Genomic DNA, 23,847 nt, shown 5'->3' on the forward strand with positions numbered 1-23,847 from the left:
GCCTTGCGCCAGCTTGTCTTTGGTTCAGAGGAGGGCGTTCTTCGCGCCCCTCGCGACGGCGCCCGCTACTGCTGCCAGTGCGGGGGAGTCGAGCTTCCACTGCTGCCAGTGCAGCGGTACGTCCAACGGCCGGTCCGGGGCCAGGTCCACCAGTGCCTTTCCACGGGACGCCGCCTGGATTTCCGGGACCATGCCCCAGCCCAGGCCGGCCGCCACCGCGTCGGCGAACGATTCCGATGCCGGGATGTAGTGGCGGACCAGCGTGAACGTGCGGCGGCGGGTCAACGCTCGCAGGAAGCGGTCCTGCAGGTCGTCCTTGCGGTCGAACATGACCACCGGTGCCTGGGGGAGGGACGTGGTGAGGGGCGCCGTCAGGCGGCGGGCGATGAACTCCGGGGACGCCATCGCCCGGTAGCGCATGCGGCCCAGGCGGACCGACGTGCAGCCCTGGACCGGCTGCGGCGACGCCGTCACCGCGGCCATCACCAAGCCTTCGCGCAGCAGCGCCGCCGTGTGGTCCTGGTCCTCGCGTTGCAGGTCGAAGCAGATTCCCAGGGACTCCGGGACGTGGGCCAGGCTCGGGAGGAACCACGTGGCCAGCGAGTCCGCGTTCACCGCGATCGACAGCGTCCGGGTCGACGAGCCGAGGCCCAGCTCGGCCAGCGCGTCCTGCTCCAGCTGCGCCAACGAGCGCGCGAAACGGATCAGCGCCTGGCCGGACTCGGTGAGCGTTACCGGCTTCGTGCGCAGCAAGAGCACGCGGCCCGTGCGCTGCTCCAGGGCCTTCACCCGCTGGCTGACCGCGGACGGCGTCACGTGCAGCACCGCCGCCGCGGCGTCGAAACTTTGCTCGTCCATTACGGCCAGCAGGGTTCTGACCTGGTCGAGCGGGAGATCGGACATCACGAACGCTAATGTTACGTAAGAATCTTTAGCTGGAGTAATCCGGTGGGGCGGTCATACCGTGGCGGGGTGCTGCCTCTGCTCCTCGCCGGGTTCGGAACCGGTCTCTCCCTCATCGTCGCCATCGGTTCGCAGAACGCCTTCCTGCTGCAACAGGGCCTGCGCGGCGGCGCCGTCGCCCCGCTCGTCGTCATCTGCGCCGTGTCGGACCTCGTGCTGATCGGGCTCGGCGTGAGCGGGATCGGGGCTGTGCTGCAGCGGTGGCCGACGGCGATCGGCGTGATCGCCGTCGGGGGCGGGCTCTTCCTGCTCGGCTACGGCGCCCTCGCCGCGCGGCGGGCGTTCCGGCCGTCGGTCATGGCCGTCGGCGAGGAACGGACGCCGCTGCGTAAAGCCGTGCTCGCCTGTGTCGCGTTCACCTGGCTCAACCCGCACGTCTACCTCGACACGGTACTGCTGCTCGGCTCGGTCGCGGTCGCCCATGGCGACGGGCGCTGGCTGTTCGGCCTCGGCGCCGGGATCGCCAGTGCCGTCTGGTTCAGCGCCCTCGGCTTCGGCGCCCGTCGCCTCGCCGGGCTCTTCGCCCGGCCCGCGGCCTGGCGCGTCCTCGACGTCCTCATCGCCGTCACGATGACCGGCCTCGGCGCGACGATGCTCCTGAGCCACGTGTGACTCACCAGAGCTGACCCCGCTCGTCGGCCGGCGGTCGTTCCAGCTCCAGCAGGAACTCCTTGCGCTTCACGCCGCCCGCGTACCCGGTGAGCTTCCCGTTCTTGCCCACGACCCGGTGGCACGCCACGAGGATGCTCAGCGGGTTCCGCCCGACCGCAGCGCCGACTTCGTGCGGCAACGCCCCGACGGACCGCGCGAGGTCCCCGTACGTCGCCGTCGCGCCGTACGGGATCTTCGCGATCTCGGCCCAGACCGCGCGGTCGAAGGCCGGGCTGTCGGCTCGCGTGGGTACGTCGAACTCCGTGCGCTGGCCGGTGAAGTACTCCTTCAGCTGCGCTGCCGCGGCCGGGAACGCCGTGTCGTCGCGCGGGCCGAACGTCGTCCGGTCCGGGCGGGTCCAGTGGTGCGGGAAGTAGAGGCCGGTGACGACGTCGCCGTCGCCGACCAGGGTGAGCTCGCCGATCGGCGAGTCGATGATCGCGTGTTTCATCAGTCCTCCCAAGTGGTGCCGTCCGCCCGCGCACCGCGCAGGCCGGGCAGCCGGGTTTCGGCCAGTTTCGCGGTCACGACCGTCCGATGCGGACGCCATGACGTCGACCGCAGTAGCCGCCGGGTCATGCCCGCCCAGCCGGCCGGGGTGGCGCTGACCACCCAGACGTCCGGGTCCGGCGCCGCGAACCGCCGGGCCTGACGCAGCCACGACGCCGCCGTTTCCGGCCACGTCACCGTCGCCAGCACCAGACCGCCCCAGGCTCGGGCGATCCGTTCGCCGTCGGTTCGCGAGGCCGGGTCGGCCGCCGTGCCGATCACGACGTGCCGGGCCGGGCCGATCAGCTTCACGAGGGCCTCCAGTTCCGCGTCGGTCATGCCGCGTCGTGGAAGACCAGGCCCAGGGTGTGCCGCCGGCCGGACCGCACGGCCGAGACGCCGTGGCGCACCGGCGCCGCGGACCAGCCGCGGGCCGACCGGACCGGGCGGTCGCGGGTGGTGAAGACCAGGCCGTGGCCCTGCGGGATGAGCGTCGCGGTGCCGCGGGACTGGGCTCGCGGCCGCTGCTCGACGAGCACGAACTCGCCGCCGGTGTGGTCGACGCCCGGTTCGTTGAGGTTGATCACGACTTGCAGCGGGAACACCTTGTCGCCGTAGAGGTCGCGGTGCAGGGCGTTCCAGCCGCCGGTTTCGTAGCGCAAGAGGATCGGCGTGGGCCGCTGTTGCCCGGCGGCGTGGCAGACTTTCAGCCACTCGTCCAAAGTGGACGGCCATTCCGGCTCGCGGCCGAGCCGGGCGTACCAGTCTTGCGCGATGGGCAGCAGGCGTGGGTAGAGCGCTTCCCGGAGCCGGTGCACGGGCTCCGGGAAGGGGGCGGCGAAGTAGTGGTAGTCGCCGTGGTCGCCGAAGCGGTGCCGCCGCAGGTTCACGGTGGCGCGGAAGTGTTCCGGCTGATCCCAGAGCGCGACGAGCTTCGCGCACTCGGCCGGCGTGAGCAGCGGGGGAAGCAGGGCGCAGCCGTAGTCATCGACTTCGGCGGCCACCGCCTCCCAATCGGCGGCGGCGACGCGGTTCTCGAAAGTGCTCATACCCGGTAGACGCGCCGGCCGGGTGAAACGTGAGATCGGCTGGGCGGGAAATTTTCGTCCCCGTCACCCGCTCCGGACCCTCAAGCCGCCTCCAGGGTGAGCAGTGTCCGCTTGGCTTCCTCGCCTCCCGCGTACTGCCCGTACGACCCATCCGACCTCACCACCCGGTGGCACGGCACCACCACCGGCAGCGGGTTCAGCGCGCACGCCGTGCCGACCGCGCGGACCGCCTTCGGGCTGCCGGCCGCCGCCGCCACCTCGGCGTAGCTTTCCGTGTGGCCGTAGTCGATCTCCGGCAGGTGCTCCAGCACCGACAAGCGGAACCCGCGCGCCAGGCGGAAGTCGAGGGGGAGGTCGAAGCTTCGGCGGTTGCCCGTGAAGTACTCGTCGAGCTGGCGGGCCGCCGCGTCGAGGCGGGCCGGTGCCAGGAGGACCCGGGGGCTGATCGCCGCCGCCAGGGCCTCCAGGACCGCGTCGTGGTCCTGGCGGTCGAACGCCACCTTGACCAAGCCCTCCTTCGTCGCGGCCAGCAGCAGGGACCCGACCGGGCTGTCGAACGTGCGGTACGCGACGTCCAGCAGGCCTTCGCGCTCCGCTTCCGCGTTGAGCCGCTCGTGCATGTAGTGCGGCACGACCTGGATGTCCCCCGAGAACGGCCAGGTTACGTCGATCATGAGTGCGCTCCTTCCAGCGGGTAGACGGCCCGCAAGGCCTTGACGCCGTCGGCGGCCGCGCGGCGGGCGGCGTCGGCGGTGCCTCCGGTGATCTCCGCGATCTCGCGGTAGGGCAGCCCGGCCAGGTAGTGGTAGGCGACGGCGGTGCGCTGCTTGTCCGGCAGCTTCGCGAGCGCGTCCCACAGGTCGCCGTTCCAGGCGTCGGCGCGGCCGGGTCGGTCCGGGACCTCGCTCACGGGCAGCGGGCGGCGGGCCTGCGCGCGGGTGACGTCGATGGCCTTGCGGTGCGCGATCGTGACGAGCCACGCCTGGACGTTCGCGTCGGCGGGCAGCTCGGGGTACGCCTTGAGGGCCGCCAGGAAGGTCTCCGACCAGGCGTCTTCGGCGTCCGCCTGGCCGAGGACGGCCCGGCACACGCGCAGGACCATCGGCCCGTGCTCGGCCACGATCTGCTCGAACGGTTTCACGATCACACCCTGTAGACGTCCGGGTCCGCGGGAATGTGAGGTCACACCTTCGTGGTACCCGTGACCACGGTGGCGCCCAGCTCCTCCGACTCGTGCACGCGCGGCGCGAGCCCCACCGCGGAGAAGATCCCGCTCAACACCGGCGCCTGGCGCGAGCTCGTTTCCACCAGCAGCGTCCCACCCGGCGCGAGCCAGCGCGGGGCACCCTCGGCGACGCGGCGGGCGAGGTCGAGACCGTCGGAACCCCCGTCGAGCGCGACGCGCGGTTCGTGCAGCCGCGCCTCGGGCGGCATCGTCGCCACAGCCTCCGACGGCACGTACGGCACGTTCGCCAGCAGCACGTCGACCCGGCCGCGCAGGGACGACGGGAGCGCGTCGTAAAGATCGCCTTCGTGCACCGAGGCGCCGGGGAGGTTCACCCGCGCACACGCGACGGCCGCGGGTTCGACGTCGGCGGCGTGCAGCTCACGGGGGACCACCGAAGCGGTGAACGCGGCACCCAGCGCGCCGGAGCCGCAGCACAGGTCCAGCACCACCGGGTCCGGCGGCGTCAGCGAGACGGCGACGTCGACCAGGTACTCGGTGCGGTGGCGCGGCACGAACACCCCGGGCCGCACGGTGATCCGCAGGCCGTGGAACTCCGCCCAGCCCAGCAGGTGCTCCAGCGGCAGCCCGGCGGCCCGGCGCTCGACCAGCGAGCCGAGCTCGGCGGGCGTCGACGCGGCCGCGACGAGCAGGTCCGCCTCGTCCTCGGCGAACACACAGCCCGCCGCGCGCAGCCGGGAAACGACAACTGAAGTGTCCAACAGGGGAACGAGTCTACTGGACCCCGACCGCGTCCCCGACGTTCAGGCCGTCGAAGAACGCGGCCGAATCGGCGTCGGTGAGGTGGACGCAGCCGTGCGAGGGCGCGTCGAGCGGCCCGGCGTGGAAGGCGATGCCGCCGGCGGCGAAGAACACCGAGCTGGGCATGTCGGTGCCGTACTCGCTGCTCGTGTGCTCCCGGTCCTTCCAGACGACGTGGAACGACCCGGCCGGCGTCGTCTGGTCCGGCGGTCCGAACCCGGCGGGGACCGGACCGCGCACGACCCGGCCGTCCCGCAGGAGCCAGGCCAGGTGCCGCGCCAGGCTCACGCACGCGCCGGTCGTGACGGCGCAGGGTGGGGCCGGCGGCGGGGTGGTCGTGGTCGGCGGGGTCGAAGCGACCAGCGGCGCGGGTTCCGCGATCGGGCTCGGCGTCGTCGCGCGCGGGTTGGCGCACGACGCCGTGACCAGCGTCAAGCCCAGCAGGGTACGGGCGAGCGGCCCCGGAGGTTGAGCCGCGCGTGCACCCGGGTTGTCCCTGCGTGCACCGCGGCTACCGGATCGGGTACCCGGACGGACAAGGTCGAACCATGACGAAGCTGAGCGCGGAGCAGATCGCCCGGCACGCCTACGCGGCCGGGTTCCGCGGCCCGGGCCTGACCACGGCGGTCGCGGTCGCGCTGGCCGAGTCCGGCGGGCGGACGACCGCGCACAACGCCACCCCGCCGGACGACTCCTACGGCCTTTGGCAGATCAACATGCTGGGCGCGCTCGGTCCGGAGCGTCGCCGGCAGTACCACCTGAAGTCCGACGACCGGCTGTTCGACCCGGACACCAACGCCCGCGTCGCCCACAGCATCTCGGGCGGCGGCCACGACTTCACGCCCTGGTCGACGTACACGAACGGCGCGTACAAGCACCACCTGGCGGCCGCACGCAAGGCCGCCCGGGACGTCACGGAACACCACGGGAAGACCGGCGGCGGCAGCAGCGCGAGCGGCAGCCCGCTTCGTGTGGACGACACGGTGCTGCACTCCTACGTGGGCCGCACCCGGCACGTCGCCGACGCACTGGGCACCGCGACCGGGCAGCTGCGCGACGTCCGCGAGATCGCCCGTGACAGCTTCGGGAAGGTCGGCGAGGAATCCGGCTTCGCCGACGCCCTCGCCGGGTTCGGACTGGCGCTGCAACGGCAGGTCAACGGCGTCGGCGCGCACGCCGACGGGCTCGCCTCGGCGGCCGGGAAGGCCGCGAAGTCCTACCGCGACCACGAGACGGCCACCGCCGCCGCGCTGAACGGGAAGGGCTGACATGGACACCACCGCGCTCGCGCACTCCTTCGCCACGGACCTCGTCGCGCACCGCAACAAGCTCGCCGGCAAGGCCGAGGACGCGGTCCGCGCCGAATACGCGCTGCACCAGGTGGCCGGGGCGCTGGACGCCCAGCACGACGCCTACCACAAGGAAAGCGCCAAGGTCCTGGAGCACTGGCACGGCCGCGGCGCCGACGGCTTCCGGCACAACAGCGCGAAACTGACGAAGGAGCTGCGGGTCACCGGCGTGGCCGGCGCGGCGGCGGAGAAGGTCGTCACGCACGTGGCGTCCACAGTGGACAGTGCGCACACGGCCGTGCAGCGGCTCGTCGACGAGTACACCGCGCAGGCCAAGCAGGTCCTCGACGCGGGTGTCGCGGCCGGGACGCAGGCGGCGCTGATGCGGGCCGTCGGGCACGCCGCCGACCTCGCGCCGCGGTACACGCGGCATTCGGCCTCGACGCTGCGGCACGTCGACGCGGAACTCAAAGCGGCGGCGAAGAAACTGCACGAGCTGCGGAAGGACCTGACCCACGACGAGGTCGTGGACAAGACGGTGCACGCGACGCACCCGAGCAGGGTTTCGGTGCGGGGCAAGGACATCGTCCACGCCGCGCGCACGCAGCTCGGTGTCCGGGAGAACCCGCCCGGCAGCAACCGGAACCCGTACGGCCCGACCGCGGCGTGGTGCTCGTCGTTCGCGACGGCGATGTGGCGCAAGGCCGGCGTGCCGATCCCGGTCCTGCCCTTCAGCGGCGACGTCTACCACTGGGGTGAGCGCAACGGCCACGCGTACGGCAAGAACGCGCTGCACGAAGCGAAACCGGGGGACGTGCTGATCTTCGGCACCGGCCCGCAGAACACGTCGACGAGCACGCACATCGGCATCGTCGAGAAGGTCGAAGGGAACCAGGTCACGATGATCGAGGGCAACTCCGGGGACGCCGTCCGCCGGAACACCCACACGCTTTCGGCGTCGACGTTCTACGGAGGGGTGCACCCGTGATCACCGGAAAAGCCGCCGACCGGACGGTCGCCGTCGAGGTCGCGCCCGGTGGGGCGCTGCAGGAGCTGACCCTGGAGGCCGCGGCGCTGCGGCTGGAGCCGGACGAGCTGGCGCGGCGGATCCTCCTGTTGACGGCGGCCGCGTCGGCGCGGGCCACGGCTTCCTTGTGGCACAACCAGGACGGGGTGGCCGCTCTCGGCCTGCCCGAGCCGGGAGAGGCCGCGGAAGAGACCTCGCCGGACAGCTGGCGGGCGCAGTGAACGACTCGCGTACTGCCTTGGAGCTGGCCGACGACGCTTTCGCGGCCCCGGAGCCGGGATACGGGGCTCGGCTGGCGGCGATCCGCGCTTCGGCGGCGGACGACGGCCTGTCGGTGGTCGTCGATCTGCAAGGGGCGCTGGTGGACCTGCGCTTCGACCGGTGGGCGCTGAACAAGCCGCCGGGAGAGCTGGCCGGGCTGATCCGGCGGCTGGCGTCGGAGGCGGGAGCGGAGTCCTTGCGGCAGGGCCGCGAGCTGCTGGGCGACTTGCTGCCGGACGAGCCCGCGCGACCGCGTCGCCCACCGGAGCCCGAGGACGACTCGCTGCTCCCGGCGACCTGGGCGATGTGACGACCGGCCGACGACTGCTCAGCGGACGTCGTCGACCAGACGCCCCAGGCGGTCCGCGAGCCAGGCGCTGTCGGCGGGGGTCACCGTCACCCACGGCTCGCCGCCCACGTTCTCCGGGGTCACTGCGTACCGGCCCGCCGCCGTGTCGAACCACGCCAGTACCGGGCTCCGGCCCGCCGGACCCGTCGCCGCCAGCTGGCCCGCCGCGTACCGCTCCGCCGTCACCAGCGTCGCCAGCGGACGGACCGCGCGGCCGGTGATCCCGGCCGTGCTCAACGCCCGCTCGAACGCGTCGTACCCGCTGCGCGCGTAGGCATCCATCGCCGCCGAGTACGCGGCGCGGGGGAGCCGCAGCTGGTCACCCGGGCCCGCGTCGGCGTCGCCGAGCATCCGGGCTACGGCGGCGACCAGGCCGGCCGGGCGCACCGGCTCCAGCACCAGGTCGCGGTCGTCGAGCACCGCCAGCACCCCGGCGCCGTCCCGCGCCGCCGCGAGCAGCCGCCACGGTGCTTCGCCCAGCACCAGCGCGTCGACACTCAGCGACGGCGAACCCAGCAGCACGACCAGGTCCGCCAGCTCGGGGTCGACGTCCTCGCCGTCGGTGAGACCGGCGTCGGCGAGGCCGGCGAACACCTGGACGCCCAGGTCGTCGCGCTCGGCGTGCGTCGCGCCGTGCGACGGCACATCGAACGGGTACGGCGGCGGCCCGCCCGGTCCCAGGTCCTCCCAGAGGAGATCGAATTCCAGATGCGACAGGATCACTCCCGCCGCCGTCGCGGTGCGCCGCGCCATGGTCCCCCTTCCCGTGCCGAACGGCCGCCGTCGGGCACGATGGTGCCGATGGCCGAGCCGCAGTCGATGGACGTCCCCGCGAGCGGGTACCTCGTCGTCCGCGCGTCCGGCGCGGCGGCCGCGCGCGCCGCGATCCTGGGCGGCCGCGGCGACCCCGAGGACGTCCAGCTGCTGCTGCGCTGTCCCGTCCCGCGGGCGGTCGCCGAATCCGGCGCGAAGCTGACGTACGCCGACGCGACGCTGCACCTGCAGCCCTCCGGCGTCGTCATGCTGACCGTCGCGGCGGCGAAGCTGTCGATCTCGTTCGCCGAGCTGCGGCCGCTGATGTTCCGGCCGGTCGAGGTCGACGCGCCGCTGCGTTCGCTGTTCGCCGGCGCCGTCGCGCACGTCGTGGCGGCCGGTCCGCGGCTCGACCCGCACGGACTCGCCCACCACCTGCTCGGCTTGGCCGAATTGGTGTTGCGCAGCGCGCTGCGCGTCGAACTCGACCGCGTCGACGCGCTCGCGGCCCGGCGGCGCGAAGCCCTGGAGTACATGCGCGCGCACCTCGGCGAGCAGTCGCTCAGCGCGGACAAGATCGCCGAAGCGCTGTACATCTCGCGTCGGCGGCTGTACCAGCTGTTCGACGACGGCCAAGGTGTCTCGGAGCGGCTGAAGGGCCTGCGGATCGAGCGCGCGAAGTTGGTGCTGGCCGATCCGGCGAAGGCCGGGCGCGGGATCGCGGAGGTCGCTCGCGACTGCGGGTTCACCAGCGCCCCGCACTTCTCGCGGACGTTCCGCCAGGCGACCGGCCGGACCCCGCGCGAGTTCCGGGAGCAGGCGCTGCGGGGGTGAGGTCGACGCCGGCGACGAGCGTCCCGGCCAGCCCGGCGACCTCGAGCCAGCCGCGGCCGCCGGGGGAGTGGAGGGTGAACACGGCGGCGCGCGGCCGGTCCGGGTCGAGCACGACGGCCTGCAGCTGCGCGCCGGACAGCCCGATCCGCTCGACGATCACGACCGGGTAGCCCCGGCCGGTGTGCGCGGTGCTCACCTCGCGGATGCCGGGCGTGTGGTCGGCGATGAAGTACCCGAGCTCGGCGGCCTCGCCAGGGTTGTCGACCGGGACGACGCCGGCGATGAGCAGTGCGGGGTCGGTGTCACGGTGTTCGACGAGGGCCAGCAGCCCGGCCCGCCGCTCGTGAGCGATTTCCGCGCACTGCACGGCGGCGGCTTCCAGACCGAGGTCGCGGGCGGCGTCGGGGCCGCGCAGGCGGGCCATCAGCGCGTGCAGCTCGGCCGTCGTGCGCTCGACGGAGTCCAGGGTCACCGGGGTGATCCCCGGAACGGCGGGCAGTTTCACCGGCCACCCAGCGCCGCGGCGAACGCGCTGACGGCCCCCGGCGGCGGCGTGACCGGTGCCTTGGGGGTGCGCGCGAAGGTGCCGCCCAGCTCGCGTCCGACGGCCGAGAAGGTTTCAAGGTGGGTGGTGATTTCGGCGAAGCCGGGTGCTTCCGGCAAGGGGGCGCCGTCGCCGAGGGCGCGCAGCCGCTCGGCGACGCGGGTTGTTTCGGTGTGGTGGGCGCGTTCCAGGCCGCGGGCTTCGGCGAGGACGCGGTCGAGATCGTCTTGGCGGGCCGCGAGCCGGGCCCGGGCGGCGGTGAGGTTCGGTTCGGTGGCGGGGGAGAACTGGGCGTCGGTTTCGGCTCGTTCGACGTCGTCGTGTGCTGTGGTGACGGCTTGGCGGGCGGCGGTGGCCCGGCGGTCGAGGTCCTCGGCCCGGCGGCGGTTCGCGACGAGGGTGCCGGCCCAGTCTTCGAGGACTCCGGCGGCGGCGCGGAGAGCTTCGCGGGCGGCGGTCAGCCCGGCGGCGGCGCGCTCGGCGCGGTCGGCCAGTGCCTGCGCGGAGCGGCCCGCCCACTCGGGGATTGCGCCGGGGGAGCGGATGTCCTCGAGCCGGGTGGCGGCGGTGGCGTAGCGGCGGGCGGTTTCGGCGACGGCGTCGGCGCTGCCGGGGACCGGGTCGAAGCCGAGGCCGCGGAACTCAGCCACGGGCGCGGTCCGGTCCGGCGGTTGCGGAGTGGCCAGGCTCGAACGTGGGGGCGGCGGTGCGGCCCGGCTCGCCGAAGGCAAGGCGGCGGGGCTCGTGATTTCGGTCAGCGGTCGGAGCGGTCCGGAACTTCGGCGGGTGAGCGGTGCCTGCGGTCGCGGGGACGCCGGGCTCCTGGTTCCGGTCAGCCATCGGCGCGGCCCAGCTCTTCGGCCGCCGCGGCATCCGTTGTCCGGTAAGCCTTCGCGGCCGTCCGGACATCCGTCGCCGCCGCCGCGAAATCCTGTTCCACCGCCCCGATCCGGCTGGACCAGTCGCCGGTCAGCGCGGCGAGTGCGGCCGAGATCGGCCCGGGCCCGAGGTCGTCCGGTGCCGCCAGCGAATGCGCGGCCGCGCGGTACTCCTCCGCGGTGTCCTCCAGCCGGGACGCCAGCGCCTCGAGGGCCGCCGGGTCCGCGTGGAAGCCGGTCATTCGCCGAACACCGGGGGGTACGCCGGCGGGAGGTCGTCGAGCAGGTCGTAGCCCTTCGCGTACTTGTCGCGGTGCTCGGTGTCCTCTTCACGCCGCGTTCCCTGGGCCGGCGGGTACATGCCGTACCCACCCGCCGTGCCGCGGCCGCCCGCGCCTCCCGGTCCGAAACCCGTTGTCCCGGCTCCGAACCGTCCCGTGCCGGCTCGTCCGCCTTCGCCGAGCGCGGCGGAGCCCGGCGTTCCGGCCACCGGGATGCTCGCGAAGCCGGGGCCGTAGCCGGCCGCCGGGGAGCCCGGGGCGGCGGCTCCGATCACCCCGTCGAGCGCGCCCGGGACGCCGATGCCGGTGAACGTCGGTGGCAGCGCGGACGCCGTCGACGTCGCGTCGTCCGGTCCGGCGCCCGATTCGTCGTGGGGTCCGGCGTGCGGTGGGGGAGCCGGGTCGCCCGGAGGAGCAGGCGGAGGAACCGGCGGGGGCCCCGGCGGCAGCGGCACCGGTGTGGCGCCGGGATTCGCGGTCACCGGCGGGGCCGTGTCGAACTCCGGAGGCAGGCGGTGGCGGACGTCGTGGCTCGCACTCTCGTACTGCTCCATCACGCGGACCGCCTCGGCCTTGGCGGCGTCGGCTTCCTGCTTCGTCGGCAGCTTGTCGTCGAGCAGCTGGTCGAGCATGTACGTGCCCTCGGGGCCGTCGAGCCGCTTCACCGCGTACCCCTGTTTGAACCACCGCTCGGCCCAGTAGTGCACGGGTTCGGGCATCCGGTGCTTGGCCTCGCCGACCACCGACGTGTACTCGGCGAGCCCGGAGCCGACGCGCTGGGCGTTCTCGCCCACCGTCGCCGCCCAGCCGGTCAGCCGGTTCACCGACGCCGTGGCCTGGTCCGCCGACGGCCCCTTCCACGACTCCTGCAGCTTCCCGACCAGTGCCGACACGTCTTTGGTCGCGGCGTCGACGCCTTCGGCCACCTGCTTCCACCAGGCCGCGTGCTGCTCGAGCTCCGCCGGGATGGCCGACTGCGTCATGTCCCACAGCTCGCGGTGCTCGTAGGCGTCCCAGTTGATCTTGCCGAACGTGGCTTCGCGGTCGTTGACCGTCTTCTGCCGGCGGACGCGCCGGGCCTTGGCCCGCTGCCGCGCGGTCGGGGCGTGGTGGGTCGAATGGAACTCAGGCATCGACGGCCCCCGGCGGCAGGGTCGCGGCGGCCTCTTCGTCGTTGCCCTGGTGCATCGCGACGACGGTGTCGAGCGTCTGCCGCAGCGTCGCCAGCTCGTTCAGGTACGACTGCAGCGCGGCTTGGACCCCGCCGGCCTCGGCGCCGCCGCGCACCGCGAACGAGCGGCGCATCCAGTGGGCGACCGGCCCTTTGCCGTTGGCGAGCTCGGTGTCGAGGCCACGAGCCGTTTGGAGGTGCTGGGACAGCTCGTCGTAGTGCGCGTCGATGGCGCTCTTGGCGTCGTCGACACCGCCGTAGTGGAGTTCGATGCCGCTGGTCACCGGCCCCGCGACGACCAGTTCGTCCTTCTCGCGCCGCCGTTCGGCCTGCAGCTGCCGCCGCGCGTCGGCTTCGTCGCGCACAGTCGCCATGGAGGTTCCTCCCTCGCCACCCGGGCGTCCTATCCTGGCCAATGCCCGCGGCGTTGAGAAGAGCGACCCACTCGGGTGCACGGGTGGACACGAAGACTGCACGGGCGGATAGGGCAGGATGTCCGGATGATCCCGCGTCGTGCGTTCGGAGCCGTTCTCGCCGCCCTCATCGGGCTCGTCGTGCTGGCCGGCCCGGCCGCCGCCCACACCGACCTGGCGTCGAGCTCACCCGCCGAAGGCGCTTCGCTCACCTCCGCGCCGTCCGAGGTCAAGCTGACCTTCGAAGAGCCCGTCACCCTGCCGCCGGAGGCCGTCAAGATCACCGGCCGCGACGGCACCGCCTGGACGGTCGGCACGCCCACCGTGGCCGGGGCGGTCGTGACCGCGCCGGTGACGCCGTCCGGACCGGCCCAGGCCTACACGCTGACCTGGAAGGTGATCGCGAAGGACGGCGACAACCTCACCGGCACCGTGCACTTCACCCTCGCGGCCGCCGCCCCGGCGACGACGACGGCACCCGCGCAGGCCCAGGCGCCCGCCACCCCGGCCGCGGTGGACACCGGCATCCCCGGCTGGATCTGGGCCGTGGTCGCGATCGCCGGCCTGCTCGCCGTCATCGTCGTCGGGCTGCGGCAGCTGCTGGGCCGCCGGAAGGACTGAGCTACTCCTGCGGGACCGTCACGACCCACCGTTCGGGACGGCGGCGCAGGTAGCCCCACCAGTACAGCGCCGACACCAGCAGCACGCCGGCGGTGATCCCGAGGTCGAGCGCGCTCTGTTCGACCAGGACGTAGGCGAGCGCGCCGACGGCGAGCAGGGGCACCACCGGCCAGGCCGGCATCCGCCAGACGTGCGGCTTCCGGTGCGCGGCCCGGCGGCCGCGCAGCGTGGCGGCCGCGACGCTCAGGTAGAGCGCGACGACGGCGACCCCGGTGACGCCGCTGAGCGTGTCCACCGGCACGAAGCACAGGACGGCTTCGGACAGCCCGACCACGAGCGTCGCCACCCACGGCGCGCCGAACCGGTCGCTCACCACGCTCATCGCGCGGTTCACCGGCGTCGGCCGCGCCTGGTCGCGCGCGGAGGCGTAGAGCACGCGCGAGTTCTGGATGACCATGACGATCACCGCGTTCACGATCGCCGCGGCGATGCACAGGCTGATCGCGGCGCCGACGGCGGAATTGCTCCAGCCCGTGACCAGTGCGGTGAGGTCGACGCCGGCGAGCGCGGCGGCGTCCGGCACGGCGAGCGTCACCGCGACGACCGGGACGAGGATGACCAGCGCGCTGATCCCGAGCGTCCAGAACACCGTGCGGGCGACGGTCTTGCGCGGCTCCCGCATCTCCTCGGCGAGGTAGACGGCGGTGCTGAAGCCCTGCACGACGAACAACGCGACGGCGAGCCCGCTGACGACGGCGATCAGCCCGATCGGGTTCGTCCCGAGGGTCGGCTTCAGCAGCACGGCCGGGCTCTGCGTCGCGTGCGTGAACCCGAGCAGTGACACGGCGAAGATCGCGACGACCTCGATCACCAGGAAGATCCCGGTGATCCAGGCGTTGGAGCGCAGGTTCAGCAGGCCCATCACGGTGGACGCGAGCATCACGAGCGCGCCGGCGACCGACGGGTTGATGTCGGCCACAGCGGCGACGTAGTCGGCCACGCCGATCGCGATGATCGGCGGGACGACGAGGATGACGATGAACGACAGCATGAACGTCAGCCAGCCGGCGAAGCGGTTCGCCACCGTCGTCACCATCGCGTATTCGCCGCCCGCGCTCGGCACCAGCGTGCCGAGTTCCGAGTAGCAGAAGGCGATCCCGACGCAGAGCAGCACCGCGAGGGCGATGGCGAGCGCCGTGCCGGTGCCGAGGTCGGCGAACAGCGGGGGCACGAGGACGAACAGCGACGACGCCGGCGTCACGCAGCTGAGCGTGAGCAGGGTGCCGCCGCCGACGCCGATCGAGCGCGTCAGGGTCTTCTTCGCTTCGGCGGGCGCGGCGACGTCGGGCGGGGCGGGAGTGCGGGGCATGGGCGTTCCCTCCGGCCTGGGGCAAGGTGCGACGGATGGAACAGCACCGATTCGGTGTTGTCAACGCCACAAAGACGACCGAAATCGTCGTCGGGCTGCGCGCGGGCCTTCGGATTTAGTCACGCGTTGTGACGGCGTGCCGGGATTGCCCTGTGTCGCCCGCGTCGGGGATGATCCGGGGCGTGAGCAGCCAGGACACCCCGAGCCGGCCCGCGCCGCCCGTGCTCGACGACATCTCGCGGCAGATCATCGCGCAGCTCCAGGAGGACGGCCGGCGCGCGTACGCGACGATCGGCAAGGCGGTCGGCCTGTCCGAGGCCGCCGTGCGGCAGCGGGTGCAGCGGCTGTCCGACTCCGGTGTCATCCAGATCGTCGCCGTCTCGGATCCCTTGCAGGTCGGGCTGTTCCGGCAGGCGATGATCGCGATCACCGTCGACGGGCCCCTCGAGCCGGTCGGCGACGCACTGGCCGAAATGGACGAAATCGCGTACGTGATCCTCTGCGCCGGGCGCTACGACCTGCTGTGCGAGGCCGTCTGCGCGGACGACGAGGCGCTGCTGCAGCTGATTTCGACGCGGATCCGCGCGCTGCCGGGCGTCCGGCACGCGGAGGCGATGGTGTACCTCAAGCTGCGGAAACAGACCTACCAGTGGGGCTCTCGCTGAGGGTGACGACTAAATCCGAAGGTGCGATGCGGTAAATGACCTTGAATTAGTCGGCCAAGTTCGGCTGGACGACTGAATCGCTTGCCTCGGTGGCTTCGGGCGTGCGATAACCGAGACATGACCACTACCGCCGACCTCGCCTCCGTCGACGCCGCCGGCCTCGCCCGGGCGGCCCGCAGCAACCTGTGGATGCACTTCACCCGCCACTCCGCCTACGACGAGACCGACGTCCCGGTGATCGTGCGGGGCGAAGGCCCGTACATCTGGGACGCCCGCGGGAAGCGCTACCTGGACGGGCTCGCCGGCCTGTTCGCGGTCCAGGTCGGCCACGGCCGCGAGGAACTCGCCGAAGCCGCCGCGCGGCAGACGAAGCAGCTCGCGTACTTCCCGCTGTGGGGCCACGCGCACCCGACGGCGATCGAACTGGCGTCCCGGCTGGCGTCCGCTGCCCCGGGCGACCTGAACCGGGTGTTCTTCACCGTGAGCGGCGGCGAATCCGTCGAGACGGCGTGGAAGCTGGCCAAGCAGTACTTCAAGCTGGTCGGGAAACCGACGAAGCACAAGGTCATCAGCCGCGCGCTGGCCTACCACGGGACGTCGCAAGGCGCGCTGTCGATCACCGGCATCCCGGGCGCGAAAGCCGACTTCGAGCCGCTGGTGCCGAGCACCCTGCGCGTCCCGAACACGAACTTCTACCGCGCACCCGAGCACGCCGACGACTACGCCGCCTACGGGCGCTGGGCCGCCGACCAGATCGAGCAGGCCATCGAGTTCGAGGGCGCGGACACGGTCGCGGCGGTGTTCCTCGAGCCGGTGCAGAACACGGGCGGCTGTTTCGTGCCGCCGCCGGGGTACTTCGAGCGAGTGCGCGAGATCTGCGACAAGCACGACGTCCTGCTGGTGTCCGACGAGGTGATCTGCGCGTTCGGCCGGGTGGGGTACGACTTCGCCGCGAAGCGCTACGGGTACCAGCCGGACATCATCACGACGGCGAAGGGCCTGACGTCCGGGTACGCGCCGCTGGGGGCGGTGCTGGCTTCGGAGCGGTTGATGGAGCCGTTCACCCGTGGTGCGACCACGTTCATGCACGGCTCGACGTACGGCGGGCACCCGGTGTCGTGCGCGGTGGCGTTGGCGAACCTGGACTTGATGGCGCGCGAAGGGTTGTACGAGCACGTGCTGTCTTCGGAGGATGCGTTCCGGTCCACTTTGGACAAGCTGACCGACCTGCCGATCGTCGGGGACGTCCGCGGGGCCGGGTTCTTCTACGGCATCGAACTGGTGAAGGACAAGGCGACCAAGGAGACGTTCAGCGCCGCGGAGTCGGAGCGGGTGCTGCGCGGGTTCCTGTCGGAGGCGCTGTTCGAGGCGGGGCTGTACTGCCGGGCCGACGACCGCGCCGAGCCGGTGGTGCAGCTGTCGCCGCCGTTGATCTGCGGCCAAGCGGAGTTCGACGAGATGGAGCAGATTCTGCGGGACACGCTTACTCGGGCGTGGAAAATGCTGTAGGGCGGGCCTCCGGCCCGGTATCCACGCTAGCCGAGGGCACCGACAGTTCCGCGGCGTTGGCCCGAAAGGGCGGGAATCGCGCGTTCCCCGCTCTTGCCCGGGTTTCTGAGTACCGTGGACCGCAGGGGGACCGGGGGGTGCGGCCGGTGACCGGCCGCCCGCTTTCGCCTCCTCCGGCCGCGCCCGGGGAGGAGACCCGATGACCGCGACCACGGACAGCCCGCGCCTGCCTTTCGAGCGGCCGAACGTCCTGGAAATCGCTCCGCTCTTCGAGGTGCTGCGCCGGCAGGGGCCGGTTGTGCCGGTGACCACGCCTACCGGGGATCCGGCCTGGCTCGTCACCGGGTTCGACGAGGTGCGCGCCGTCTTCACCGATGCGCGCTTCGGCCGCTCGCACCCCGCGCCCGAACAGGCGTCGGCGCTGTCGGACGCCGCCATTCTCAGCCGGCCGCAAGGCGACCACGAAACCGAGCACGTCGAGCACGCGCGGATGCGGCGGATGCTCGTGCCCGCCTTCTCCGCCAACCGGATCCGGCGGCTCACCGGCCACGTGCAGGAGCTCGCCGACGGCTGCTTCGCCGCGATGGAGCGCGCCCAGCGTGCGGACGAGCCCGTCGACCTGCACGAACACCTCTCCTTCCCGCTGCCCGTCCTCGTCATCTGCGAGCTGCTCGGCGTCCCCTACGAGGACCGCGACACCTTCCGCGTGCTGTCCGAGCGGATGGGGCGGATGGACATCGGCTCCGGCGCCGACGCCGCCCTCGACGAGTTCGCCGCCTACATGGGCCGGCTCGCGGCGGCCAAGCGGCGCGACCCCGGCCAGGACGTCGTCTCGGACATGGTCCGGGCCCAGGCCGAGGATCCCGCCTTCACCGACGACGACCTCGCCCGCCTCGCCGCCGGTCTGCTGTTCGCCGGCCACGAGACCACTTCGAACCGGATCGACCTCGGCGTCCTCCTCCTGCTCAGCGACCTCGCGCGGCGCGACGCCCTCGTCGCCGACCCCGACGGGCAGGTGCACGGCGTGGTCGAGGAGATCCTGCGGCTGTCCGCACCGAGCGGGCTCGGCGTCCTGCGGTACGCGCACGACGACGTCGAGCTCGGCGGCGTGACGGTCGCCCGCGGCGACGCGGTCGTCCTGGCCCTGGCGGCCGCGAACCGGGACCCGGCCGTGTTCCCGCACGCCGGGGAGTTCGATCCCGCGCGCAAGCCGAACTCGCACGTCTCCTTCGCTTACGGCGGCTGGTTCTGCATCGGCGCGAGCCTGGCCCGCACGGAGCTGCGCGTGGTGTTCGGCTCGCTGTTCCGCCGGTTCCCCGGGCTGCGGCTCGCGGTGCCGGTGGACGAGCTGGAGATCCGCGCCAACCGGGTCACCGGGGGAGTGGACCGCGTGCCGGTCCTCTGGTAGACCTGCGGCGGTGACGCTGTGGGACAAGCTCGGGATGGACGACAAGCTCATCAAGGTGCTGAAGGAGATCCCGCCGGGACCGGACGCGCCGGAGTTCGGGCCGGCCTACGTGACCATCCACCAGCTGGCGGTCGAGCTGGACCAGCGGTTCCCCGAAGTCCGCAAGCAGCTCGACGTGCCCCTCGGCGGCGGCTCGACGCGGCACGCCGGGCTGGTCGAGCTGCTCGGCAAGGAACTGGTCGACAAGATCAAGCGCTACGGCGACGTGTACCCGATCGAAGCGGCGCAGCTGTCTTCGGTGCGGTTCCGCGAGCTGCGCCTGCGAGGCCCGGGCGGGCGTGACCTGGTGGGCGCGTCACGCACCGACCTGCCGCTGATCCGCCTGCGGCCCAAGGACTGACGGTGCTGCCCCCGCCGCCGGTCCGGGTCCTGGTGGCCGACCGCGACCCGGCGGTGCGCACCCGGCTGGGCGCCCTGCTCGGCGACGCGGACGGCATCGAGCTGGTCGGCTCGGTCCCGGACGCGGCCGCGGCCCGCACGACGTTGCGCCGCCGGCTGCCGGACGTGGTGCTGCTGGACCTGCGGCTCGGGCCGCTGGGGCCGGTGTTCCGCCGTCCGGCGGTGCTGGCACTGGTGACGTTCGACTCCGACGCGGGCATCCTGCGCGCCCTGCGTGACGGCGCGTCGGGGTACGTGCTGCGCTCGGCCCGGCGCAACGAGCTGATCAAGGTGGTCCGCCTGGCCGCGGACGGTCACGTGGTGCTCTCCCCGGACGCCTCCCGCCGGCTGGTCTCGGCGGCGATCCGGTTGTCGGGCCCGCGCGACGAGCGGCTCGCGGGCGTCGACCGGCTCTCCGCGCGCGAGCGGGAGGTGCTGATCGGCATCGGCTCGGCTCTGTCGAACGCGGAGATCGCGACGCGGCTCGGCGTGGGCGAGCCGGAGGTGCGGGGGCTGGTCGGCCAGGTGGTGCGGAAGCTGGGGTGCGCGCACCGGACCGAGGCGGGGTTGCTGGCGTACGAACGGGGTCTGTGCCGCCCGGGGTCGTGAGTGGGAAACAGGGTCAGAACCCTGTTTCCCACTCACCACCGCCCGTCAGAAGCCCGTCAGGCCGTTCGGCACCCCCACTCCCGTCGGCGCGTCGTAGCCCGGGCCCGCGACGCACAGGTAGTCCCCGCCGCACTTCTTGCCGCCACCCGACGGGTCGTTGTTTCCCGCCGTGACGTCCGTGAACGACGACGCCTTCGCATACACGTCCGACGGCGCCGGGACGTGCCCCGACCGGGCGATCAGCCCCGCGATGAACGGCGCCGACGCGCTCGTGCCGTCGACCGGGAGCCAGCCGCCCGCGTCCGTGTAGCGGATCGCGATGTCCTCCGCCGCCGCGGCGAGGTCCGCCACCGTGCGCTTGCCGCAGTGGCTGTCCCGCTGCCACGACGGCTTCGCGATGTACGCCGAGCAGCCGCTCCCGCCGTACTGCCACGCCGTTTCCGTCCAGCCGCGCGGCGACGAGGGGCCGCGGGCCAGAGACGTCCCGCCGACCGCGATCGTCGTCGCCAGGACCGCCGGGTAGCTCGCTGCCGTGAAGCCCGCGTCGCCCGACGACGCCACCACCGCGACGCCCGGGTGCCGGTAGTGGCTCGCGAACGCCAGCGGCGCGCCGCCTTCACGGGCGCCGTAGCTGTTCGACACCACCGAAGCGCCCAGGCGGACCGCCGTGTCCTCCGTCGCCGCCAGGTCGGCGAACCCCGGCGTGTTCCCTTCGACTACCAGCAGCCGGCACGACGGGCACGCCGCCGACACCATCGAGACGTCCAAAGTGGACTCCAGTGCCCAGCCGAAGGACGCCTCGGGCAGCGGCGCGGAAAGACCCTGCTGGTTCACCTTGCGGAAGCAGCCGTTGGCCGTCGTGCACGGCGGGAGGCCGTACTGCGCCCGGTACGCCGCCAGGTCGGCTTCCAGGTTCGGGGCGTCGTAGGCGATCGAGATGCCGACGACCGTTTCCGGGCCCGGTGTGGCCGGGAGCCCGTACGCCGACGCCAGGTCGCTGGCTCCCCAGCCGGCCGGGGCGTCGGCCAAGGCGCGCACCGCGCCCGGCGAGTACGTCGTGAGGCAGCGCAGCAGGCCCGGTCCCGGGTCGGGACACGCCGCGCGAGGTGCCGTCGCGCCCGTCGCGGGCGGAGCGAACCCGGCCACCGCCACCACCGCGGCCAGCAGGCCGATCCATCTTCTGTTCACAGTGGACATTCCCCTCAGACCGGGTAGACGTGGTAGGCGGCGGTGATCGACTCGGTCACGGTGGCCGCGGCCGCGTCGGCCGCCGTCACGCGCAGCGAGACGTCCGCGCCGCGGAAGGCGTCGGTGACCGCGGTGAAGTCCGCGTGGAAGACGCCGCCGCCGCGGGCGGTGACCGGCGCGTCGAGCCAGGTCGTGCCGTCGGTCGAGTACTGGACCGTCGCGCCGGTGACGGGCGAGGGCGCGCTCTGCTGCAGGTGCCCGACCGTGAGGTCGAGGCTCTGCGGCCCGGACACCGTGGAGCCGTCCGGACGCAGCCCGCCGACGGCGTACCCGAGGGTCAGCATCGGCTCGACGGCGCACGACCGGTCGACTCCGCCTCGTTGACGTACGCAGACGAGCGCCGCCGGGAGCTGCGCGCCCTCGACGTGCTGCGACTTCCACGTCCACTCGGTGTGGGTCGCGGTGCTCTGGCGGTACATCGGCCCGGTGCGCCCGGCGTCGACCGTCAGCCCCAGGGTCGACGGCCCAGGTGCCACCGGCTGCTCCAGCGTGAGCTCGGTGATCCCGGCCGGGGTGCCCTCGGCGACCGTGGCGCCGTCCTGCGTCAGCGTGTAGTGCCCGGTGACGGTGTCCCGGGCTTCGCCGTAGAAGCCGAACCCGGTGTGCCCCGGCTGGTTGTCGCTGAACGGCGTGAGCGACAGCCGCAGCAGGTCCCCGGCCCTCGTCGCGGCCGGCGCGACCGGGGCGCTGCCGTCGTCCATCGGCAGCAGCGCGACCTCGCCCGCCGGGTGCAGCGGGAACTTGTTCCACTCCTCGGTGACCGAGGTGCCGCCCCGGTAGGCGTGGAACGGCTCGTACTGGCCGCCGGCCCAGCCGGGGAACGGCCCGGGCAGGACGTACTTCGAGAACCCGCCGAACCACCGCAGGTCCGGTGCCGCCGAGACGTACTCGACCTGCTTGCGCGGCAGCTGGATCGGGTGCGAGACCCGGCCGCCGACGTCTTCGAACGAGAACATCCCGCTGCGCTGGCGCAACCCCAGCGACGAGTACTCGCTGAAGTACGTCGAGTCGACCGCGGCGACGTCCTTCGCCGTGATCACGTACCGCTGCCGCGGAATCGTGCGGGTGCTCGCCTTCTGCAGCACGTATTCGTACGGCGTGCCCGGTCCGGGCGGGGACAGCAGCCTGCTGTACGGGTACGTCTGCAGCGCGCCCGTCTTCACCGGGACGGCCGTCGGCGACACCGCGATCGGCACGCCGGGCCCGGCGTCGAAGTCGACGAGCAGCGCCGGCCCCGTCTTGGCCGCCCGGCGGAACAGGAACCCGGTGTCGTCGAGCAGCGCCGGCCGCGGCGTCACCCACGTCAGCTTGCTCGACGCGCGGGAAGCGTCGACGCGGACGGTCTTGTCCGCCTTGACCGCGAACTCCGGCTGCGCGCTGAACCGCACCTCCGTCGGGTTGCCGTCGGCGTCGGCCGTCCAGAACAGGCCGAGCGCGCTGTAGTTCCCGTCCGGGGCGCTGAACTTCGCCGTGCCGCTCGCGAAGTAGTTGACGCTCTCGTTCGGGTCGAGCAGGTTCCCGTCGTCGGTGTTGTAGAGGAATGCGACACCGGTGTCGGCCGGGTGGCCGGCGATGTCGGTGGCGTCGAGCGACACCGTGCGCATCACCGACCGCGGCTGAACGGCCGGGCGCGCCCCGGGGAGCGCGAACCGGGCGCCGCCGGCGAAGAGCCCCTGCCCGCCGAAGTGCCCGCGCGCGTTGTCTTCTTTGAACTGCTTCGCCAGTGCGGGCCCGAACGTCGCCGGGTCGGCGGGCAGCGGTGCGCCGGCCAGCAGGGCGCCGACGTCGAACAGACCGAGGTCCAGCCCGCGCCCGAGGTAGGGGAGCGCGGTGCCGGGGAGCTCGTAGTCGCGAGCGCCGAGCCGCAGGTGCACCAGCGCCCGCGCCATGCCCTTCCCGGCGGCCGGCCGGACGTCGAACAGGGACCGGCCGTCGGCGGTGGTCCGGACGCTGACGCGCTCGCCGGTGATCAAGGTGGCGGACGTCGCGGGCACCGCGGCGCCGGCCTGCGGGGGAGCGATGCCCCCGAGCCCGGCGAGCACGACCCCCAGGACGGACAAAGTTCTTCGCACTGGCACCTCCGGGTGGTGGTTGATCACCACTACCGACGAGCCAGCCGCCCGGGGCGTTGAGACCGGTTCTCGATCTTCCCCGAATTACCTCGAACGGCTCAACGACGCACAGTCTCCGAGTGTGCGTCGGGAACCGGCCGGGCGACGCCGAAACCGCCGTACGGCCCGGCTTTCGCGCGCTTGCGGACCTCGTCGAAGTGCCGGTGCACGGCTTCGGCCGCGGCGTCCGCGTCGCGCAGCAGGAGCGCGTCGACGATGGCCTGGTGCCGCTTCGCCGTGGCCGTCGGGGACGACGCGGGGCCGCCCAGCTCGCTTTCGGCGATCCGGTAGACGTCCCAGAAGAGGCCGGTGAGCTCGCGGGCGAGGTCGAAGCCGGCTTCGGCGCAGATGAGGTCGTGGAACTCGCGGTCGGCCTCTGCCGCGTCCGGGCCCTTGCGCTTCATCCGCGCGACGCAGGCCTGCAGCTCCTCGACCAGGCCGGGCCGGTGGTCGGTGGCGACCCGGCGGGTCAGCTCGGTCTCGAGCATCTCGCGCACTTCCAGGAGGTCGCGCAGGCGCCCGACGTCGGTCGCGCCGCGGGCGCGGGTGCGGAAGAGCAGCCAGGTCTGCAGCGACTCCGAGCCGGCGGAGCCGACGAACGTGCCGTAGCCGTGGCGGATCTCGACGATGCCGAGCGCCTGGAGGGCCTTGATCGCCTCGCGGATGGAGTTGCGGCTGACGCCGATGTCCTCCATCAGGCTGAGCTCGGTGGGCATGGGCGCCCCCGGCGGGAGCTCCCTCTCGACGATCAGGTCGATGATGCGCTTGGTGATCTCTTCGCTGCGCTGCGGACGGGCCACTGCTGTCCTCCCCGGGTGCGTCGTGAGAGGACATCCTACGTCATACGTCCAGAAGGGTTGACCGGCAGGCGAAGCCATCCTAGGCTCACGCCGGTCATAGGACGTCCCATGTCCTACCGTTCGAGGCCCG

At 72.9% G+C, this 23,847-nt stretch carries 30 protein-coding genes; 12 read left to right on the plus strand and 18 right to left on the minus strand.

Annotated elements, in window-relative coordinates; all coding sequences use genetic code 11:
• Positions 1-24: 24 nt before the first annotated feature.
• The gene (locus ACZ7OH_RS34110) at positions 25-903 is read right to left on the minus strand and encodes a LysR family transcriptional regulator ArgP (protein WP_470284786.1); all 879 of its coding nucleotides are present in this window, start codon (positions 901-903) and stop codon (positions 25-27) included.
• Between the two features lie 69 nt (positions 904-972).
• On the opposite strand from ACZ7OH_RS34110, the gene ACZ7OH_RS34115 reads away from it, so the two are divergent.
• Complete coding sequence (locus tag ACZ7OH_RS34115; RefSeq protein ID WP_470284609.1) at positions 973-1,575, plus strand: LysE/ArgO family amino acid transporter; 603 nt, start codon at positions 973-975, stop codon at positions 1,573-1,575.
• A gap of 1 nt (position 1,576) precedes the next feature.
• On the opposite strand, the gene ACZ7OH_RS34120 is transcribed toward ACZ7OH_RS34115, so the two are convergent.
• The 7 genes from ACZ7OH_RS34120 to ACZ7OH_RS34150 all read right to left on the minus strand — a co-directional run bounded on the left by ACZ7OH_RS34120 (position 1,577) and on the right by ACZ7OH_RS34150 (position 5,574).
• Positions 1,577-2,065, minus strand: a complete 489-nt coding sequence (locus tag ACZ7OH_RS34120; RefSeq protein ID WP_470284610.1) for a methylated-DNA--[protein]-cysteine S-methyltransferase — start codon at positions 2,063-2,065, stop codon at positions 1,577-1,579.
• On the minus strand, positions 2,065-2,442 hold the full coding sequence (locus tag ACZ7OH_RS34125) for a hypothetical protein (RefSeq protein WP_470284611.1): 378 nt from the start codon (positions 2,440-2,442) through the stop codon (positions 2,065-2,067). The genes ACZ7OH_RS34120 and ACZ7OH_RS34125 overlap by 1 nt, the downstream gene beginning before the upstream one ends.
• Complete coding sequence (locus ACZ7OH_RS34130) at positions 2,439-3,152, minus strand: 2OG-Fe(II) oxygenase (protein ID WP_470284612.1); 714 nt, start codon at positions 3,150-3,152, stop codon at positions 2,439-2,441. The genes ACZ7OH_RS34125 and ACZ7OH_RS34130 overlap by 4 nt, the downstream gene beginning before the upstream one ends.
• A gap of 80 nt (positions 3,153-3,232) precedes the next feature.
• Complete coding sequence (locus tag ACZ7OH_RS34135) at positions 3,233-3,826, minus strand: methylated-DNA--[protein]-cysteine S-methyltransferase (RefSeq protein ID WP_400893103.1); 594 nt, start codon at positions 3,824-3,826, stop codon at positions 3,233-3,235.
• Positions 3,823-4,299 (minus strand): RNA polymerase sigma factor, encoded by a 477-nt coding sequence (locus tag ACZ7OH_RS34140; protein ID WP_470284613.1) that lies wholly within the window; start codon positions 4,297-4,299, stop codon positions 3,823-3,825. Before ACZ7OH_RS34140 ends, ACZ7OH_RS34135 begins: the two co-directional genes overlap by 4 nt.
• A gap of 35 nt (positions 4,300-4,334) precedes the next feature.
• On the minus strand, positions 4,335-5,099 hold the full coding sequence (locus tag ACZ7OH_RS34145; RefSeq protein ID WP_470284614.1) for a putative protein N(5)-glutamine methyltransferase: 765 nt from the start codon (positions 5,097-5,099) through the stop codon (positions 4,335-4,337).
• A gap of 13 nt (positions 5,100-5,112) precedes the next feature.
• A complete protein-coding gene (locus tag ACZ7OH_RS34150; RefSeq protein ID WP_470284615.1) occupies positions 5,113-5,574 on the minus strand; it encodes a L,D-transpeptidase in 462 nt (153 codons plus the stop codon).
• 113 nt (positions 5,575-5,687) lie between these two features.
• Between ACZ7OH_RS34150 and ACZ7OH_RS34155 the strand changes: the two genes are divergently transcribed.
• Genes ACZ7OH_RS34155 through ACZ7OH_RS34170 form a run of 4 tightly spaced genes read left to right on the plus strand, consistent with a single transcriptional unit; the run spans position 5,688 to position 8,026 of the window.
• Positions 5,688-6,407: a transglycosylase SLT domain-containing protein gene (locus tag ACZ7OH_RS34155; RefSeq protein WP_470284616.1), complete on the plus strand. Its 720-nt coding sequence runs from the start codon at positions 5,688-5,690 to the stop codon at positions 6,405-6,407.
• 1 nt (position 6,408) lies between these two features.
• Positions 6,409-7,416 (plus strand): CHAP domain-containing protein, encoded by a 1,008-nt coding sequence (locus ACZ7OH_RS34160; protein ID WP_470284617.1) that lies wholly within the window; start codon positions 6,409-6,411, stop codon positions 7,414-7,416.
• The gene (locus ACZ7OH_RS34165; RefSeq protein WP_470284618.1) at positions 7,413-7,676 is read left to right on the plus strand and encodes a YbaB/EbfC family DNA-binding protein; all 264 of its coding nucleotides are present in this window, start codon (positions 7,413-7,415) and stop codon (positions 7,674-7,676) included. The genes ACZ7OH_RS34160 and ACZ7OH_RS34165 overlap by 4 nt, the downstream gene beginning before the upstream one ends.
• A complete protein-coding gene (locus ACZ7OH_RS34170; RefSeq protein WP_470284619.1) occupies positions 7,673-8,026 on the plus strand; it encodes a hypothetical protein in 354 nt (117 codons plus the stop codon). The genes ACZ7OH_RS34165 and ACZ7OH_RS34170 overlap by 4 nt, the downstream gene beginning before the upstream one ends.
• An 18-nt stretch (positions 8,027-8,044) precedes the next feature.
• On the opposite strand, the gene ACZ7OH_RS34175 is transcribed toward ACZ7OH_RS34170, so the two are convergent.
• Complete coding sequence (locus ACZ7OH_RS34175) at positions 8,045-8,818, minus strand: ESX secretion-associated protein EspG (RefSeq protein WP_470284620.1); 774 nt, start codon at positions 8,816-8,818, stop codon at positions 8,045-8,047.
• 48 nt (positions 8,819-8,866) lie between these two features.
• On the opposite strand from ACZ7OH_RS34175, the gene ACZ7OH_RS34180 reads away from it, so the two are divergent.
• Complete coding sequence (locus ACZ7OH_RS34180; protein WP_470284621.1) at positions 8,867-9,652, plus strand: helix-turn-helix transcriptional regulator; 786 nt, start codon at positions 8,867-8,869, stop codon at positions 9,650-9,652.
• Here ACZ7OH_RS34180 and ACZ7OH_RS34185 read toward each other — a convergent pair.
• From ACZ7OH_RS34185 to ACZ7OH_RS34205, 5 genes are all read right to left on the minus strand, one after another.
• Positions 9,564-10,124 (minus strand): hypothetical protein, encoded by a 561-nt coding sequence (locus ACZ7OH_RS34185; protein WP_470284622.1) that lies wholly within the window; start codon positions 10,122-10,124, stop codon positions 9,564-9,566. The two genes, ACZ7OH_RS34180 and ACZ7OH_RS34185, sit on opposite strands and share 89 nt — an antisense overlap.
• Positions 10,125-10,153: 29 nt before the next feature.
• On the minus strand, positions 10,154-10,846 hold the full coding sequence (locus ACZ7OH_RS34190; RefSeq protein ID WP_470284623.1) for a hypothetical protein: 693 nt from the start codon (positions 10,844-10,846) through the stop codon (positions 10,154-10,156).
• 182 nt (positions 10,847-11,028) lie between these two features.
• On the minus strand, positions 11,029-11,316 hold the full coding sequence (locus ACZ7OH_RS34195) for a hypothetical protein (protein ID WP_470284624.1): 288 nt from the start codon (positions 11,314-11,316) through the stop codon (positions 11,029-11,031).
• A complete protein-coding gene (locus ACZ7OH_RS34200) occupies positions 11,313-12,488 on the minus strand; it encodes a WXG100 family type VII secretion target (protein WP_470284625.1) in 1,176 nt (391 codons plus the stop codon). The genes ACZ7OH_RS34195 and ACZ7OH_RS34200 overlap by 4 nt, the downstream gene beginning before the upstream one ends.
• The gene (locus ACZ7OH_RS34205; RefSeq protein ID WP_470284626.1) at positions 12,481-12,900 is read right to left on the minus strand and encodes a hypothetical protein; all 420 of its coding nucleotides are present in this window, start codon (positions 12,898-12,900) and stop codon (positions 12,481-12,483) included. Before ACZ7OH_RS34205 ends, ACZ7OH_RS34200 begins: the two co-directional genes overlap by 8 nt.
• A 126-nt stretch (positions 12,901-13,026) precedes the next feature.
• On the opposite strand from ACZ7OH_RS34205, the gene ACZ7OH_RS34210 reads away from it, so the two are divergent.
• A complete protein-coding gene (locus ACZ7OH_RS34210) occupies positions 13,027-13,560 on the plus strand; it encodes a copper resistance CopC family protein (protein WP_470284627.1) in 534 nt (177 codons plus the stop codon).
• Position 13,561: 1 nt separating this feature from the next.
• Here ACZ7OH_RS34210 and ACZ7OH_RS34215 read toward each other — a convergent pair whose 3' ends face one another.
• Positions 13,562-14,929: an APC family permease gene (locus ACZ7OH_RS34215; RefSeq protein WP_470284628.1), complete on the minus strand. Its 1,368-nt coding sequence runs from the start codon at positions 14,927-14,929 to the stop codon at positions 13,562-13,564.
• Positions 14,930-15,099: 170 nt separating this feature from the next.
• Between ACZ7OH_RS34215 and ACZ7OH_RS34220 the strand changes: the two genes are divergently transcribed.
• The 5 genes from ACZ7OH_RS34220 to ACZ7OH_RS34240 all read left to right on the plus strand — a co-directional run bounded on the left by ACZ7OH_RS34220 (position 15,100) and on the right by ACZ7OH_RS34240 (position 19,558).
• Positions 15,100-15,594 carry an Lrp/AsnC family transcriptional regulator gene (locus tag ACZ7OH_RS34220; protein ID WP_400893432.1) on the plus strand — a complete coding sequence of 165 codons (495 nt, stop codon included), beginning with the start codon at positions 15,100-15,102 and terminating at the stop codon, positions 15,592-15,594.
• 117 nt (positions 15,595-15,711) lie between these two features.
• On the plus strand, positions 15,712-17,103 hold the full coding sequence (locus tag ACZ7OH_RS34225; protein WP_470284629.1) for an aspartate aminotransferase family protein: 1,392 nt from the start codon (positions 15,712-15,714) through the stop codon (positions 17,101-17,103).
• Between the two features lie 199 nt (positions 17,104-17,302).
• Positions 17,303-18,511, plus strand: a complete 1,209-nt coding sequence (locus ACZ7OH_RS34230; RefSeq protein ID WP_470284630.1) for a cytochrome P450 — start codon at positions 17,303-17,305, stop codon at positions 18,509-18,511.
• 10 nt (positions 18,512-18,521) lie between these two features.
• A complete protein-coding gene (locus ACZ7OH_RS34235) occupies positions 18,522-18,911 on the plus strand; it encodes a hypothetical protein (protein ID WP_470284631.1) in 390 nt (129 codons plus the stop codon).
• Between the two features lie 2 nt (positions 18,912-18,913).
• Positions 18,914-19,558: a response regulator transcription factor gene (locus ACZ7OH_RS34240; protein ID WP_470284632.1), complete on the plus strand. Its 645-nt coding sequence runs from the start codon at positions 18,914-18,916 to the stop codon at positions 19,556-19,558.
• Positions 19,559-19,603: 45 nt separating this feature from the next.
• Here the strand turns inward: ACZ7OH_RS34240 and ACZ7OH_RS34245 are convergent, their stop codons facing one another.
• The 3 genes from ACZ7OH_RS34245 to ACZ7OH_RS34255 all read right to left on the minus strand — a co-directional run bounded on the left by ACZ7OH_RS34245 (position 19,604) and on the right by ACZ7OH_RS34255 (position 23,717).
• The gene (locus ACZ7OH_RS34245; RefSeq protein WP_470284633.1) at positions 19,604-20,755 is read right to left on the minus strand and encodes a S53 family peptidase; all 1,152 of its coding nucleotides are present in this window, start codon (positions 20,753-20,755) and stop codon (positions 19,604-19,606) included.
• A gap of 5 nt (positions 20,756-20,760) precedes the next feature.
• The gene (locus ACZ7OH_RS34250; protein ID WP_470284634.1) at positions 20,761-22,878 is read right to left on the minus strand and encodes a hypothetical protein; all 2,118 of its coding nucleotides are present in this window, start codon (positions 22,876-22,878) and stop codon (positions 20,761-20,763) included.
• Positions 22,879-22,976: 98 nt separating this feature from the next.
• Entirely contained in the window at positions 22,977-23,717 is a 741-nt protein-coding gene (locus tag ACZ7OH_RS34255; protein WP_470284635.1) for a FadR/GntR family transcriptional regulator, read from the minus strand.
• Positions 23,718-23,847 lie beyond the last annotated feature (130 nt).

Source organism: Amycolatopsis sp. NPDC114478, from assembly GCF_055633805.1.